Genomic DNA, 16,441 nt, shown 5'->3' with positions numbered 1-16,441 from the left:
GTATTTTTAAATTCATAATTGATTGAAATGAATAAAGGCATTTGCAATGTTTCCATCGCTCCTCTAAGAGCTGAAAATTCTGATAAAAGCGAGATTATTTCTCAACTTCTTTACGGCGAATCTGCTGATATTATCGAAGTGAAAGACAATTGGACCAAAATCAAAACACATTACGACAACTACGAAGCGTGGATGGACACAAAACAAATCTCGCCCGTTTCTGATGAATTTTTGGCATCCAGAAAAACAAACTTTGTGAAAGAACCTTTCCAATCCACGATGACGGAAAGTGGAAAAGTGCTTTTATCAATGGGGTCGGAAGTGACTTTTGAAACTACTGCGCCAACTCGTGGCAGAGATCTTAGTGAAAGTATTGTGAATTGTGCGAAAGAATTTCTAAATGTTCCTTACTTGTGGGGTGGAAAAAGCTTTTTCGGAATCGATTGCAGTGGTTTTACGCAGATTATTTATAAAATTCACGGTATCAAAATCCCGAGAGATACGTATCAACAAGCGGAAATCGGAGATGCTTTGACTTTCATTGAGGAAGCAAAACCAGGCGACTTGGCTTTCTTTGAAAGTAAAGATGGCAGAATCCATCACGTTGGGATAATCTTGGCAGACCAAAAAATCATCCACGCTCACGGAAAAGTGAGAATTGACAGTTTGGATTCATCTGGTATTTTCAATAAAGACCAAAATAAGCACACGCACAAATTGAGATTTATTAGGTCTTATTTTTAACCAAGATGTCGGTGCTTCGCACCTTTTTATTCTCGAGTTTCGTATTTTTTTCTACCAACATTTCGATGCTTCGCATCTTTATTAAATATAGCAAAAAGCTTCCAAAAATTTGGAAGCTTTCTTTGTTTTTATAGAAGAAAAATCTATTAAATTAAATTTCGTTTTTTCGCTTCGTCCTGTGTTTTTCTGTAAGTAATGATATTGGTAATCAGAATTGGAAAAAAAGTTAACGGCAAAATCGTGAACACTCCAAATCCTTTTGTAACCGTGATGTAAAGACAAGTGCACAACATCAAAACAAAAATTACGGAAAATGAAATCAAAGTTCCTTTCGCCAATTTTACAGTTCTCAACAGTTGTTCGTCAGTAAATTCTGATGGATTTTTCGGTTTCATTTTAATCTAATTTTTATAGTTTGAATTCCAACTTCACGTTGAAGAATCTTCCCGTCAATCTCACTGGCACAGGATAGTACAATGATGGCGAAGCATTAATATCACTAATCCATTGGTTCGCAATGGTGTTATTGATATTAAATGCGTTGAAAATCTGAACTCCCAAAGTCAATTCCTTGAATTTGCCCCAGAAATTTCCGCTCGCTTTGTTGTCTTTTTGGTCGATGAAAACTTTCGTCAAACCAATATCAACACGTTTGTAAGCTGGCAAAGTTTTTTGGTAACGGTAAGCGGCCAAATAATCTGGAACGCCATTTCCATCAAACATCACAGGCGTTCCCGATGGTAATCCACTGGCGTAAGTCAAGGTCAAGTTCACGCGCATACTTGGGAATTTTGGCATATAATCCTGATAGAACATCGCAAATCTGAAACGCTGGTCAGTCGGTCTCGGGATGTAGCCCATTCCTTCGATATTCTCATAAACTCTGGCGTAACTCGCAGAAATGTAAGAATCGATGCCTGGTACAAACTCTCCAAACAATCTCGCATCCAAACCATAAGCATAACCTTCGGAATTATTTTTACCGGAGTATCTAACTCGCACATTGTCCATATAATACGGAATCAGATTTTCCATTTTTTTGTAATAAGCTTCAGTTGTGAGTTTGAATTTCCTTTCTTTAAACTGGAATTCGTAATCGTTGGCTAGAATAATTTGATAAGACTTCTGAGCGGTAATATCCGGATTGAAAGCGCCTGTCAAATCCTTGATTTCCTTATAAAATGGCGCCTGATAATAAACACCTCCAGCCAATCTGAACAACATATCCATATCCCAATTTGGCTTGATAGCAAACTGTGCTCTTGGGCTGAAAATCGTTTCTTTGTTGAAACTCCAGTTCTGGATTCTCGCACCTCCATTCACGAAGATTCGGTTTGTTCCCCAATAGAATTTTTTAGAAAACTGAGCATAAGCAGAAACTCTGGTCGTATTAATATCGTTTTGTCCTGCAATATGGAAATTAAGATTCATTGCCGATGTGTCTAGATTTCCCGGAATCACAAAATCTCTCGGATTGCTGTAACCGATGGAATCTACAAACTGCCACTCATTGGTGAAATCTTTAATGCTTTCTCTTTCATATTTAACACCAAATTCAAAATCAGTATTCACATCTGGAGAAAATTTGGTTCTAAATTGCGAACCAGCCACACGAACTAACAAGTCGTTTCTTGCGTGGTCTATTTGTCCGCCAGCATCGTAGCCAGCTGTCGGATTTCCGTCCTCGTCAAAAGCTTCCAAAATGTAGCCCGATGCGATGGAGTAATATTCTCTCTCTCTGTTTTGGTACGCAAAATTATCCAATGAAAACTGCCACTTTTTGCTTGGCTTGAAGTTCACACTCACCGTTCCCATCATATTTTTGTATTGGTCATCTTCTTGTCCGTTGTAGAAAACCGTCAATCTCATTGGTTGCAAAACACTTCCGAAATCAACTTCTTTTTGCTTCGGAAACATCTGATAATCGTTCTTTGCGTAATAACCTAAGAATGACAAAGACCATTTTTCATTAAATTGATAATTAAGATAAGACTGCAAATCCATATATCTTGGGTTGAAATCTGTATCTTCATTCAAAGTATTCAAAACAAGATTTGTGTTTCTGTAACGCCCAGAAATCAATCCTGTAAACTTTTTATCTTTAGAAGCGAAACCCGTTGTCAATCTTCCGCCAATCAAACTTGCTTCTCCGGAAACTTCGAATTTTTCTGGTTGTCTGTAATAGATATTAAGTGCTGAAGACATTTTATCGCCATATCTCGGTTCAAATCCACCAGGAGAAAAGTTGATTGTAGAAACCATATCCGGATTCACAATACTCATCCCTTCCTGCAAAGAATTACGAACCAAAAACGGTCTGTAAAGCTCGATATCATTGATGTAAATCAAATTCTCATCATAACTTCCACCTCTTACCATATATTGTGAACTCAATTCTGCATTGGAGTTTACAGAAGGTAAACTTTTCAAAAGTCCCTCTACACCTCCAGCTAATGAAGCCACTTCTTTTGCTTCTTTTGCGGAAATTTCTATAGAAGTAATATCGTTGGTTTTGAATCTTGCTTTCTTCTGAAATACAACTTCCTGAATTTCATTTTCTTTCACACTCGAAAGGAAAAGAACGTTCACATTCTGAGTTTTAGGTGTCGTTTTGATGACTTTGGAAAAACCTTTGAAGTTTTCTTTTTGAACATTCAAAGTTTGTTCAGAATCCGAAAGTGGAACGCGTACATTTCCATTTTTATCGGTTTGATACGTTTGGTTGTTGTAAAACACTTGCGCTTCGGAAACTGCTTTTCCATCTTCGTCAAGAACTTTGATATTAATTTGAGAAAATGCCAAAACTGGCAAAAAGAAAAGGATTAAAAGAATATAGTTTTTCAAAGCTTTGGTTTTTGATTTTAAAAAAATTGCTTGTATCAGCAAAAATAACAATTAATCTAAAGAACGAAAGAATATTTGTAATTGTTATACAGAAAATTGATTTGTTTCAGAATATTTGTTGATGAATTAAGAAATATTAAGTGAACATTCCGAATTAGTTCTCAATAAACCAAAAAAAGTCCGAAAATATCGGACTTTTAATTTTATAAAATTGCTTCTCTTATTCTTGTCAGTTTCCCGAGCAAATCGTCCAGCAAATCGAGTTTCAGCATATTGGCGCCGTCCGATTTTGCAACAGAAGGGTCAGGATGAGTTTCTATAAACAATCCATCTGCACCAACTGCAATTCCTGCTTTGGCGATAGTTTCTATCAATTCTGGTCTTCCGCCTGTCACACCGGAGTTTTGATTTGGTTGTTGAAGTGAATGCGTCACGTCCAAAATCACGGGCGAATATTCTCTCATTGTTGGAATTCCACGGAAATCTACAACAAGGTCGCTATAGCCAAATGTGTTTCCTCTTTCGATAATCGCCGTTTTATCATTCCCAGAATCTCTCACTTTTTGAACCGCAAATTTCATTGCTTCTGGAGAAAGGAACTGTCCTTTTTTCAAACTAACAGCTTTTCCAGTTTCTGCCGCAGCGATTAACAAATCGGTTTGTCTAACCAAAAAAGCCGGGATTTGTAAAACATCTACATATTCTGCAGCCATTGTAGCGTGTTCGTTTTCGTGAATATCAGTAGTTGTCGGAACATTGAAAGTCTCTCCAACTTTTCTTAGAATTTTCAACGCTTTCTCGTCACCAATTCCGGTGAAGGAATCTACGCGACTTCTGTTTGCTTTTCGGAAACTTCCTTTGAAGATGTATGGAATACTGTACTTATCTGAAAGTTTTACAATCTTTTCGGCAATTTGCAAAGCCATTGTTTCGTCCTCGATAGCGCAAGGTCCAGCAATCAAGAAAAAATTTTTGGAATCTTTGTGATGGATTTTATCCAGATATTGTATCATTTATTTAAAGATATTAGATGTGAGATTTTAGACTTTCTTTTTATCTAAAATTTGAATACAAATATACGGATTTTACAAGAAATCACTCTGAAGGAGCCAGAAGTTTTAACTTTAACAGACTTCTGTGTTATCAAAATTTCTTAATGATTTTCTCAAAAGTATTAATATTTCTGGATGTCATTTTATCTTTCAGGCTTTTTTTGCCGAGGATTTTTCCGAAAGTTGAGTTGAGCGTTTGTCCTTTTGGAACTTGCCAATAGAAAACATTGTTGATGATTTTTGCTTTTTCGTCGTCTTCTTTTGTAGCTTTTTCGAATTCTTCAAGCAAAGTTTCTTCTACTTTTTCGCTTCCGATAAAGATGTGGTTGTGGAAATTATCTATCGCTGGAAATGGATTGTTTTTGAAAATATCATTGATTTCTTTTTCGTTTTTGATGAAGAGAAAAGCGTCATAATTAAAATGCTCTGACATTGCTTTTTCTAAAATCTCCTTCAAATCAAATAAATCTTTGTCTGACTGAAACAAGATATTTCCACTCGCCAAAACTGAAGAAACATTTTGCATTCCGACATCGGAAAAAATTTTGCAAACGTCTGCCATTTTCATATTGGTTCCTTTGACATTGACACCTCGGAGAAAGGCACAGAAGTTTTTCATAGTTGATGGTTGATGGTAAAATTAATTCTAATTGTTGAATATTGGACGTAAAGTTTGCAAAGAGTTTTTTAAATATATTCTATTAGTCAACTACTTATTGCCGTCCGATAAAACAAAAATAGAATTAACAGGTCGCTCCTCTGGAGCTTTCTTTTTGTGGATTTCATTTTTTCTATTAACAGTAAGTCCCGATGGGACTAAATTCAGCTCCAATAGGAGCTAACTGTTAATAGAAAATAGTTATTTTAGAATTTAAATTTAAGCTCCGGAGGAGCGACCTGTTTATTCATCTCGTAAACATTGCATTCGTCAAGTTGTTTACAATTTTTACGGTCAAAAATGATTTATTTTATAGAAGTATTTATAAACAAATCTAATTATCAACACTTTATATTTTTACATATTGAAAATCTCTATTGATAGTTAAAGTTTCAAATTGTTTGGAAAACCCATAGCCCCGATTGTAGTGGAAATCCTTTTTTGCTTTTTGTGAAGTTCTAAATTAATTACAAATCATCGAGCAAAAAAGATTGCAACGAAAAGCGGGATTAAGCTCCTAAAAATTAGATTTAAAATTAATGAAACTTGGATTTGCAATGCAAAAAAAGAGTCTGGAAATAATCCAAACTCTTGTATATTTTTAGGTTGTAGAATGTGATTTAAACCAACTCTCCAATCAAATCGTAATCTTCGGCTGATGTGATTTTCACGTTTGCAAATTCTCCAATCGAGATGTAAACGTCCTTTGCAGGCACCAAAACCGTGTTGTCAACATCCGGAGAATCGTACTCGGTTCTGCCGACGAAGTAGTCGCCTTCTTTTCTGTCGAAGATGCATTTAAAGGTTTTTCCAATTTTCTCCTGATTTTTCTCCCAAGAAATTTGCTGTTGGATTTCCATAATTTGCTCTACTCTATTTTGCTTGACTTCGTCTGGAATAATGTCTTCCAAAACGTAAGCGGTCGTATTTTCTTCGTGGGAATAGGTGAAACAGCCCAATCTGTCGAATCTCTGGTCGCGAACCCATTGTTTCAATTCCTCGAATTTTTCTTCTGTTTCGCCTGGGAAACCAACGATCAATGTGGTTCTGATGGCCATATCTGGCACTTTCTCACGGAACTTGTTCAACAGAGCGTTTGTTTTTTCGAAAGTAGTTCCACGTTTCATCGCTTTCAACAGTTCTGTATTGATGTGCTGAAGTGGGATGTCGATGTAGTTGCAAATCTTCGGTTCTGTTCTGATGATGTCCAAAACGTCCTCTGGGAAACCTGTTGGGAAGGCGTAGTGAAGTCTGATCCATTCGATACCTTCTACTTTTATGAGTTCTTGAAGCAATTCTCCCAAGGCTCTTTTTTTGTAGATATCGAGCCCATAGAACGTCAAATCCTGAGCAATTAAGATCAATTCTTTCACGCCTTTTTTGGCTAATTTTTGAGTTTCGATCACCAATTTTTCGATTGGTGTAGAAATGTGATTTCCTCTCATCAACGGGATTGCGCAGAATGAACAAGGCCTGTCACAACCTTCGGAAATCTTGAGGTAAGCATAATGTTTTGGCGTTGTTGTGAGTCTTTCGCCTACCAATTCGTGTTTGTAGTCGGCACCAAGATGTTTCAATAAAATCGGTAAATCACGCGTTCCGAAATACTGATCGACATCTGGAATCTCACGGATCAAATCTGGCTTGTATCTTTCGGAAAGACAACCTGTTACAAACACTTTTTCTACAACACCTTGGTTTTTAAGATCTACATATTCCAGAATTGTGTTGATGCTCTCCTCCTTTGCATTATCGATGAATCCGCAGGTGTTGATGACCACAATATCGCCTTTTTCCTCGTGCACTACGCTTTTACCATTAGCCTCCAGCTGACCCATCAGAACTTCTGAGTCATAGACGTTTTTGGAACATCCGAGTGTGACGATATTTATTTTTTTCTTACCTGTTGATTTAGTACGCATCTTTATATAAATGATGATTGATAGATGATGGATGATATTGAAATCCTAAGAAAGACTTCAATTTTGAGGTTGCAAATTTAGGAATAAAAAAAGGAATCGTTTTTTGATTCCTTGTTATTTGTATTTATTAAAAATTACCTTCTTTGAAGCTGGGTGATATTTTGTCTTTTTCTGAGAGGATAACGTCTGTTGCTGGTAATTGCCAATCTATTTTTAAATCTTCGTCATTCCAAAAAACGCTGACTTCTGATTCTTTGTTATAGAAATTATCACATTTGTAAGAGAAAATTGCAGTCTCACTCAATACAGAAAACCCGTGCCCGAAACCTCTTGGAACATATAATTGTAATTTGTTCTCTGCTGTGAGTTCTAAGGAAAACCATTTTCCAAATGTTGGAGAGTCTTTTCTTAGATCTACTGCCACGTCTAGAACTTTGCCCTCCAAACAAGAAACTAATTTTGCTTGTGCATGTTCTCCTTTTTGCAAGTGCAGACCTCTTAGAACGCCGTAGCTTGATTTAGAAATATTGTCCTGAACGAAATGTCCATTCAGTCCTGTAAATTCTTCAAATCTTTTTTCATTGAATTTCTCAAAGAAATAGCCTCTTTCGTCTTCGAAAATCGTGGGCTCAATAATGTAGCAATCTTTGAGTGGTGTTTCTTTTATTTTCATTGAGATTGATTAGATCGTATTTTGTTCTAAATTTTTCTTTAAATAAACTTTGAATAAAGTGTAACTGATACCCAGCGGAATAACGATGATCAAAAAGTAGTTTCCGAATGACCAATCTGTGGAAATCAATATGTAATTGACAACCATTTGAATAAGCGCATAAACAAAACTTATTAATAAGTGTGATTGTTTTTTTTCATTAACCAACAATTGATATAGATGTCTCCTGTGTGCATCGAAAATATTTTCTTTTAATTTTAATCTTTCAAGAATGGTAAGTACAGAATCTACGCCATAAACTGTAAGGAACAGCAGATATTTGTAGTTTCCTGTATAAATAATGATTCCGGCAATCAAGGTAATAATCCAGAATGAAATACTAAAACTCCCAATATCTCCGGCGAAACATTTTGCTTTTTTTCTAAAATTAAAAAACAAGAATACCAAGCTTGCTAAAATTGGAAAGATAATGAAATCAGTATCAAAAACATTCAAGTTTTCATTTACGAAATAAAGCGTCCCCAAAGCTACAAGGCTGTATAGCCCTGTGATCCCATTGATGCCATCCATAAAATTGTAACTATTTATAATCCCAATTACAAATATATAATACAAGGCAACAGCCCAAAATGGTAATGAAAAAGCATTGATTGCGTACAATAGCAATGTGACACAAAGGAAATGAAAAATAATACGAACACGAGATGACAACATCATAATGTCGTCTATAAAACTGATGATGGAAATAATAATTAATCCCAAACCGAAAATCCAATAGTTCACATAACTACTGCTATCGTCGCCGAAAAGTAAAGTAATTAAAAAGCAAACAAAAGAAATTGGATAGATGATTCCGCCTCCGCGGATTGTAATTTGTGTATGAGAACTTCTCTCATTGGGCTTGTCTATAATTTTAAATTTCTTTGCAATTATAAAATACAACAATAGACAGAGAAGTAAGAAAATGGTTATTATCAGATGGTACATTTGTAGTTTTATACTGCAAAAATAAAGATTTTGTGTAACATTCTAATGATTAATAGTGAAAAAGCTTGAAATAAGATGAGAGATTCTTATTTTTGAATCGTACAAAAAGTTCTTTATGAAAAATATTCTTCTTTTCTTTACATTGTTTTCGGCGCTTGTAGCGGCAAGACAAAATTCTACAGATTTACTTAAAACAAAGAACTACAGCCTTACAGACTTCGGTGCAAAAGGAGATGGAACGAGTGATGATTCTTCCGCATTCTTAAAAGCCCTTGAAACAGTGGGCAAAACTAACAGTAAAAAATTGATCATTCCCAATGATTACATTTTCAATCTGGGTAATAAGACAATTGATTTTGCTAAGGTTTCATCAGGAATTATTTTAGATTTTGATGGTGGATATTTCAAAAATGGGACTTTCATTGGGAACAAAACAAAGATCAAAGCAGAGCGAATTAAAATCTTCGAAAATATAAAACTATCGGGAACTTTTTTCTCCTCGACTGATTTTGCATATCCAGAATGGTACGGTATCTTTCCGAATGACAATACTTTGGATGTTGTAGATGCGTTGAAACAACTTGATCCCGTTTTTTTTGACATTTCTCTCGGCGCTGGAGATTATCATACCAAAATAGGAGAATATCAAGTAAAAGGACTGAAGGGAGTTTCGATGGCAAAATCCAGGCTCATTCTCGAAACAGACAAATCCAATACATTTCTAGTGTCTATGGGAAAAGTAGGTGGTATTTTAAAAGACCGTACGTATGATTATAATTATATTAAAGATATTACCCTCGTCATTATTAATAGTAACAAAAAAAGGCTGAGAGGCAATAGAGGAATCATTGTAGGAGCGGTACACAAACCTTTGATTCAGAATGTTAAAGTATTTCAACTATCAGACTATCAACTTTTTAACAAAAAAGATTTGGAAGAATTCATTTTGAATAATAACAAATTGAAAGATGCTAATATAGGTGTGGAATTCAACGGAGACTCTGAAGTTACGAGTATCTACAACTTGTTTACTTTGTCTGATGTAGGCATTTTGTTTTCAAAATTCACAGATTTTGTAACTGTATTTGATTATATGAATTGGTCTGGAAAATATGGTTTGGCAAATGTTTATTATAAATCAGACGCTTTAAATTCTCAAAACATTTTGTTCTCAGGATCACAAAGCTGGAATCAAGGTTTATTTGGATTATATACAGAAAATACGCAATCACACAATTCTCTGCCAAATGTAAAATTTGAAAATGTAAGAATTGAACAATTAACTTCAGAAATTAAAAACCAAGGAAAACTTGCAGGTGCCAACTTTTGGTTTGGTGAAAATGAAACAATTTCCAATTTACAACTTAATAATATTATGCTTTCTGGAACTGCAAATGGCATACATATCGGAAATACAACCTATGGCAGAGTTTCATTGGAGAACATCCTCACCTGGAGTGATAAGCAGGTAAAAAAAGAATTTGCTTTGGATGTCAATTTCAAAAATAGCGATGCACCGCTTGTGGTTTACTTAAAAAATATTTCATTGTATCCAGATACAGAATCTTACTTTAAAAATGGAACTTTGTTATCCAACACGACAGAACAAAATGAGACTTTTGAAGGGAAAAATTTTTTCCAAAACCATATGATTATCAGCAAGCCAAAAGTTTTCAGAAAAAATGCAATCTCAGAAGGGTTCAAATCATATGCCCAACAGATTAAAATTGCAAGTAATAATATTGATTTTATTCCTCTTAATAATTCTAAAAAGGGAGATATTATCCAAAATAAACAAACTGTAAAGTATGCTGTAGAAATCTTTGCAAATGATATCTATGACACATTCGAATTTGTAATTTACAAAACTGGAAAAACAGAAATCATCAACAATGGAGGAAAATCTATCTTTTCACTTGGCACAGAGATAAAGGATCAAAAAATAACTTTTTTAGAAGACAAAGATTCTGGAGTTATTTTCCTTTACAATCGTCTAGGAACGGATTGCTTAATAGATATTCAAACTAAAATATTGGAATAATTATATTTTCTTATCAATAAAACTTCTGATTGTTTTGCGCAATCCTTCCTCTGCGCTTAATGGTAGTTTTTCTATTTCCAGTGCAGTTTTAATTTTTTGGTTAGAAACTAAAAGATTGGATGTCATCTTCTCTAGTCTTACACTATTTAAGGGAATTGGCAAAACATCACCAATTTTTGCGATTGCTTTAACAAAAAATTTCGGAAGACTTACGTTTATTACCTTTTTGCTTGCTTCGTTTTTGATAATATTAATAATTTTCGTTGTGGAAACCGGCTCATCATCTGACACGTTATAAATACCACTTATCAATTTGCCTTGATTATCAATAATCTTCTTCACAAAATAACAAAAATTATCTATTGAAAGAAAGGATCTTTCGTTCTTGAAGGCATTCAAAGGATAGGGAATGCCTTTTGAAATCAACTTATACAATACTCCCAAATTCCCTTTATCGCCTGGCCCGTGAACCATTGGGGGGCGGAGTACGATTACTTTCTTATCTGTAAGTGGTGTTTTTTTCAAAATCCATTCTTCAAAATCCCTTTTACTTTTGCCATAAGTTGTGACTGGCTGGCAAGGGTCATCCTCCAACAAGGCTCTATCAGATTTTAATTCTTGTTGTGCAGCCAAAGAACTTACATGAATGTACAACTTGGCTTCTGATTTTAGGAAAACCTCGAAAACACGTTTCGGTAGATCAGAATTGGCATAATAATAATCTAACTCTGTAGCTACACCCTTGTGATCGTGTGCTTTTCCAACAAGATTAATATAAACATCACACTGTTGAAGCTGCGTTTCCCAATCTGTATCACGAAGAGATACTTCTACGACCTCAAAGGTTGATTTAAGATGTTGGCATAAGTTTTTGCCCATAAATCCATTAAAACCCAAAACACCTACTTTCATAATAAAATTATTTTAAATGCTGTCTCGGTATCTGTTTAGTATAGACTCTTCAGAATAAATTGTTTCTGCCAAATGTCTTGCCTTGACTCCAAAATTTTGAAGTTGCTCTTTTTTATCGATGGTCAAGGAATTAAAAAACTCGAGAATCCCATTTTCATTATGAAAACTATAGCCGATCTTTTGTTCTTTTACCAACAGGTCAATTTCACTATTTACATCGCCTATAAACATGACGGCCTTACCTGCAGCTAAAATATTATAGGTTTTAGAGGGCACACCCAAGCCAAACATTCCTGGCGATAGGGTAACGATAGAAATATCACAAGCATTGAGAACTTCTGTTTGATCCTCTCTTTTGTATGCACCCTTGAAAACAACATTCGTCATTTGATTGTCTTTCACAAAATCTATTAACTCTTGTTTAATGGCACCCTCACCTACAAAGTGGAATTCTAGAATATCATTATTCGTCTTTTTTATAATTCGAATCAACTCAGCCAAGCCTTGTACCCTACCTAGATTGCCAGCAAACTGAAAAATAATTTTATCTTCTCTATCTGTGGCAGATCTTTTTGGAATCACTTTCTTTTCTTCTGCCCAGTTTTCTATCACTTCTACTGTGGCAACAAGTTTTGCATTACTCCTAACTTTATCTTGCAAGACTACCTTCATATCTCTGCCAACCACAATTAGCTTATCCGCTGAGGCATACGCAGAGTTAAACCATTTCAGTAAAATCTTATATAAAAAGGACTCTTTTGACTTTATAATTCCTGCAGGTACAGTGTTCTCTGGAAAAACATCGTGAACAAGAATAATAAGTTGCATCTTCTTAATAATTTTTAACCATTGGGCTAAAATAATAATTGGAGCTGGATTGGTTACAATTACAACTTTATCTGTAGATTTGACCTTACGCAAAAGTGTTACAAACATCGACAGGCTTAAAAAAACAAATCGAACAGCTCTAGCAATAAGATTGTTTTTTGAACCTTTAAAACCATTTATAACTGTTCGTTTCACTTTAGTATCAAGAAAATAATTTTCACTTTTCTTGTCTAGAGTATCATAATTACTGTTACCACAGATAACTTCTACTTCATCATATTTTTCTGACAGTTTGTTAACAATTTTTGTCATAACAAATGCTGTAGATGTTTCTTCCGGATAAAATAATTCGGACACGACAAAAAGTTTACTCATAGAAATAGGCTGTTTTGTTCTTTTCAAATATCCAATCTCTCATCTCCATCATCATCTCTTTATAAGTGGGAACATTGTAAACATAATCAGTTCTCTCACTTACCAAGCTTTTATCGGAATGATAATCTCCGTTTGATAGAATTTCAATTTTTTCATTTTTAAAGATCTCATTGAAAAGTGAAATCAAACTATACTTATCGATTTTCTCCCGGGAAATTTGCTTCAACCCGGTGACTTTATTTTTAATGGCATCATCTACGACTTTAGCAAGTTCCAGTGTAGTGATACCTGACCAAAAGACATTTGAAAAACCTTTTAGTGTGGCATCATCCGGCTGGCTCATAAACCAATGAAACAGTCCAATTCCATTTTGATTGAGTTCCGGACCGATGATTGAGGTTCTGATGGTTAAGTCCTTATCATTATCCAACTCGCCTAGAGCTTTGGATTGGGCATAAAAACCAATTCCATTTTTAAAACTAGTCTCTGCATATCCACCATTTTCCTTCCCAGAGAAAACACAATCTGTACTGATATGAATAATTTTTGTGTCAGTCCCTTTGGTAATTTCCTCTAAGAAATGAGGAAAATAACTATTGAACCAAATGGCTTTCGAAGGATTGTCCTCTGCATCTTTGTTCAGAATACCAATACAATTGACTACATAGTCAAATTGATTTTCAGTGATAATAGATTTTAAAACAGATGTATCTGAAACATCAAGATTAAAAACTTTATCAGACGGCTCTATGTTTCTGGCAATTCCATAGACATCATACAAGTTATTCTGCTGGTAGTATTGGAACAGGAGATGCCCCGCCATACCTTTGATTCCGATAATAAGTATTTTTTTCATAGCTTAAATCTTTTTGTCCCAAGTAACTTTATTCACTATTGAGGTATAACTTTGTATAACTTTTATGACTCTGTCTGCCGTATTCTTCACTTCATACTCAAACGGTTGCTGGATATCTACGTCGTGCAAACCTCTTGCAATTTCTATAGAATTCAGGATTTGATCCTCTGTGATTCCTCCCAAAACGATGGTTCCTGCATCTATGGCCTCAGGTCTTTCTGTACTTGTTCTGATGCTTACCGCTGGGAAGCCCATCATAGCGGACTCCTCACTAATGGTACCACTGTCCGACAGTACGATGAATGATTTTTTTTGCAGATTAACATAATCAAAGAAGCCAAGTGGTGGAACATTGGAAATCAATGGATGGAATTGTATGTTATTCTTTGCAATTCTGTTTTTCGTTCTAGGATGTGTGGAAAAAATAATAGGCATTTGATATTTTTCCGCTACAGCGTTTAGAGAGTCTACTAAAACATCAAAATGATTACTCAAATCAATATTTTCTTCTCTGTGTGCGCTTACTACAATGTAATTATTATCCTTCAGTCCTAATCTTTCTACAACATTGCTAGACTCTATTTTAGAGTTATACTTTTCTAAAACTTCCTTCAGAGGTGATCCTGTCACGAAGACGTGATCCTTGCGGAAGCCTTCACTTAGCAAATATCTTCTGCTGTTTTCTGTGTAAGTCAAATTAATATCACTGATATGGTCCGAAATTTTTCGATTGATTTCCTCCGGCACATTCTGGTCAAAACATCTGTTTCCTGCTTCCATATGGAAAATTGGAATTTTAAGTCTTTTCGCAGCTATGGTACTCAGCACACTGTTGGTGTCTCCCAAAACAAGTAATGCATCCGGCATTTCCTTTGTCAAAACGTCATATGATTTGGCAATCACATTACCGATAGTCTCACCCAAGTGCTCACCTGCAACATTCAAGAAATAATCAGGTTTTCTAAGACCCAAATCTTCAAAAAATATCTCGTTGAGCTCGTAATCGTAATTCTGTCCTGTATGAATTAAGATGTGGTCAAAGTAGATATCACTTTTTTTTATGCATTCTGCCAGTCTAATGATTTCTGGTCGTGTTCCTAATATTGTTGCTAATTTTAGCTTTTTTGTATTTTTTACCATTTGTTTTTGTCGAATTTATAGTTATCATCCACTTGTCCCGCTGCGTAATCTGCCATTACAAGAAGTTTTGATTGCTCTTCCAAAGCCTGAATAGATGTTGCAAAGCCAGGTGGAACTTTTAGAATAGAAAAATCGGAGCTTTCGAGTTTGAAACTTTCTATAGGTAGATTGTCAGATGGATCTGTCCAATTATCAATTTTCACAACTTTTATTTCAAAACTACCTCTGCTGGCTATGAACCATCTTTGCTCTATGGCGTGTCCTTGCCAAGCTCTTACCACAGATGTATTTGCATTTTCTATGATATAAACTTTTTTAATTTCTGAAAAGTCTAAGCTATTATTAAAGAAAAGCGATCCTCTATCATCTGAGAATGATTCCCCCTTAATATATTGAATATCCTTTTGAGTCATTATTAAAAATATCTAATGTTGATAATAATTTAATCACACCTTCCAAATCTTGCTGTTGTGTATTATGAGAATTATAATCCTCCAATTCTTCTTCTATATTTTTACCTTCGGAAAAGAATTTTGCGTAGTTTAAGTTTCTATTATCAGCAGGAATTCTGTAAAAGTCACCCATATCTTCTGCCTTTGCCATTTCTTCTCTCGTACAAAGCGTTTCGTAGAGTTTTTCGCCGTGTCTTGTACCAATGATTTTGACTTTGTTATCCGCATTCTTCATTTTTTTTACGGCTTCGGCTAGAATTCCAATATTTGTAGCTGGTGCTTTGTTTACAAAAAGATCTCCTGGATTTGCATGTTCAAATGCAAAAAGTACCAACTCTACAGCTTCGTCCAAAGACATTAGAAAGCGGGTCATGTTCGGATCTGTGATTGTAATATCTTCATTATTTTCAATTTGTTTCAAAAAAAGTGGAATTACGGATCCTCTGGAAGCCATCACATTCCCATATCTGGTAAGGCAAACCACAGTTTCATCCAGATTTCTGGCTTCTGCGACAGCAACTTTTTCCATCATAGCTTTGGAAATCCCCATTGCATTGATAGGATAAGCCGCTTTATCTGTACTTAGGCAGATCACTTTTTTGACTTTGCTCTGTGAAGCTGCACGGATGACGTTTTGTGTTCCTACAACATTGGTCTCCACAGCCTGCATTGGAAAAAACTCACAAGATGGAACTTGTTTCAAAGCTGCGGCATGGAAAATGTAATCCACACCTCTGGTTGCTGGTTCTACTGAGTTAAAATCTCTCACATCACCGATATAGTATTTAATTTTATCGTTTTTGTAATGATTTCTCATATCATCTTGCTTCTTCTCATCTCGGGAAAAAATTCTGATTTCTTTGAAATGGTCCGTCTGCAAAAAGCGATTAAGAACTGCTGTTCCGAAAGAGCCTGTTCCCCCAGTGATTAGGAGTGTTTTATCTTTAATTTCCATGG

At 35.2% G+C, this 16,441-nt stretch carries 15 protein-coding genes; 2 read left to right on the top strand and 13 right to left on the bottom strand.

All coding sequences use genetic code 11. The features are described from left to right. Positions 1-27: 27 nt before the first annotated feature. Positions 28-744, top strand: coding sequence for a C40 family peptidase (locus B0I22_RS14415; protein ID WP_133946031.1), 717 nt, complete (start codon positions 28-30; stop codon positions 742-744). Positions 745-890: 146 nt separating this feature from the next. Here B0I22_RS14415 and B0I22_RS14410 read toward each other — a convergent pair whose 3' ends face one another. The 7 genes from B0I22_RS14410 to B0I22_RS14380 all read right to left on the bottom strand — a co-directional run bounded on the left by B0I22_RS14410 (position 891) and on the right by B0I22_RS14380 (position 8,880). Further along, positions 891-1,139: a hypothetical protein gene (locus tag B0I22_RS14410; RefSeq protein WP_133946030.1), complete on the bottom strand. Its 249-nt coding sequence runs from the start codon at positions 1,137-1,139 to the stop codon at positions 891-893. Positions 1,140-1,152: 13 nt separating this feature from the next. After that, entirely contained in the window at positions 1,153-3,333 is a 2,181-nt protein-coding gene (locus tag B0I22_RS14405; protein WP_246022257.1) for a TonB-dependent receptor plug domain-containing protein, read from the bottom strand. Positions 3,334-3,791: 458 nt separating this feature from the next. Continuing rightward, positions 3,792-4,601, bottom strand: coding sequence for a 3-deoxy-8-phosphooctulonate synthase (gene kdsA / locus B0I22_RS14400; protein ID WP_133946028.1), 810 nt, complete (start codon positions 4,599-4,601; stop codon positions 3,792-3,794). Between the two features lie 130 nt (positions 4,602-4,731). Further along, positions 4,732-5,259, bottom strand: coding sequence for a DUF1697 domain-containing protein (locus B0I22_RS14395; protein WP_133946026.1), 528 nt, complete (start codon positions 5,257-5,259; stop codon positions 4,732-4,734). Between the two features lie 659 nt (positions 5,260-5,918). Then, entirely contained in the window at positions 5,919-7,220 is a 1,302-nt protein-coding gene (rimO, locus tag B0I22_RS14390) for a 30S ribosomal protein S12 methylthiotransferase RimO (protein WP_133946024.1), read from the bottom strand. A gap of 127 nt (positions 7,221-7,347) precedes the next feature. Next, complete coding sequence (gene rfbC, locus B0I22_RS14385) at positions 7,348-7,893, bottom strand: dTDP-4-dehydrorhamnose 3,5-epimerase (protein WP_133946023.1); 546 nt, start codon at positions 7,891-7,893, stop codon at positions 7,348-7,350. 9 nt (positions 7,894-7,902) lie between these two features. Continuing rightward, the gene (locus tag B0I22_RS14380; RefSeq protein WP_133946021.1) at positions 7,903-8,880 is read right to left on the bottom strand and encodes an MraY family glycosyltransferase; all 978 of its coding nucleotides are present in this window, start codon (positions 8,878-8,880) and stop codon (positions 7,903-7,905) included. Between the two features lie 115 nt (positions 8,881-8,995). Between B0I22_RS14380 and B0I22_RS14375 the strand changes: the two genes are divergently transcribed. Then, positions 8,996-10,921, top strand: coding sequence for a hypothetical protein (locus B0I22_RS14375; RefSeq protein WP_133946019.1), 1,926 nt, complete (start codon positions 8,996-8,998; stop codon positions 10,919-10,921). Here the strand turns inward: B0I22_RS14375 and B0I22_RS14370 are convergent, their stop codons facing one another. Genes B0I22_RS14370 through B0I22_RS14345 form a run of 6 tightly spaced genes read right to left on the bottom strand, consistent with a single transcriptional unit; the run spans position 10,922 to position 16,439 of the window. Continuing rightward, a complete protein-coding gene (locus B0I22_RS14370; protein WP_133946017.1) occupies positions 10,922-11,833 on the bottom strand; it encodes an NAD-dependent epimerase/dehydratase family protein in 912 nt (303 codons plus the stop codon). Positions 11,834-11,845: 12 nt separating this feature from the next. After that, positions 11,846-13,036 (bottom strand): glycosyltransferase family 4 protein, encoded by a 1,191-nt coding sequence (locus B0I22_RS14365; protein ID WP_133946015.1) that lies wholly within the window; start codon positions 13,034-13,036, stop codon positions 11,846-11,848. Further along, positions 13,029-13,892 (bottom strand): dTDP-4-dehydrorhamnose reductase family protein, encoded by an 864-nt coding sequence (locus B0I22_RS14360; protein ID WP_133946013.1) that lies wholly within the window; start codon positions 13,890-13,892, stop codon positions 13,029-13,031. Before B0I22_RS14360 ends, B0I22_RS14365 begins: the two co-directional genes overlap by 8 nt. Before the next feature lie 3 nt (positions 13,893-13,895). After that, positions 13,896-15,032 (bottom strand): non-hydrolyzing UDP-N-acetylglucosamine 2-epimerase, encoded by a 1,137-nt coding sequence (gene wecB, locus B0I22_RS14355; RefSeq protein WP_133946011.1) that lies wholly within the window; start codon positions 15,030-15,032, stop codon positions 13,896-13,898. Next, on the bottom strand, positions 15,026-15,445 hold the full coding sequence (locus B0I22_RS14350) for a WxcM-like domain-containing protein (protein ID WP_133946009.1): 420 nt from the start codon (positions 15,443-15,445) through the stop codon (positions 15,026-15,028). Before B0I22_RS14350 ends, wecB begins: the two co-directional genes overlap by 7 nt. Continuing rightward, positions 15,417-16,439, bottom strand: coding sequence for a polysaccharide biosynthesis protein (locus tag B0I22_RS14345; protein WP_133946007.1), 1,023 nt, complete (start codon positions 16,437-16,439; stop codon positions 15,417-15,419). Before B0I22_RS14345 ends, B0I22_RS14350 begins: the two co-directional genes overlap by 29 nt. Positions 16,440-16,441: the final 2 nt, after the last annotated feature.

This window comes from Epilithonimonas xixisoli, assembly GCF_004365655.1.
Taxonomy (GTDB): domain Bacteria; phylum Bacteroidota; class Bacteroidia; order Flavobacteriales; family Weeksellaceae; genus Epilithonimonas; species Epilithonimonas xixisoli.
This window is presented reverse-complemented; position numbering and strand designations above follow the sequence as displayed.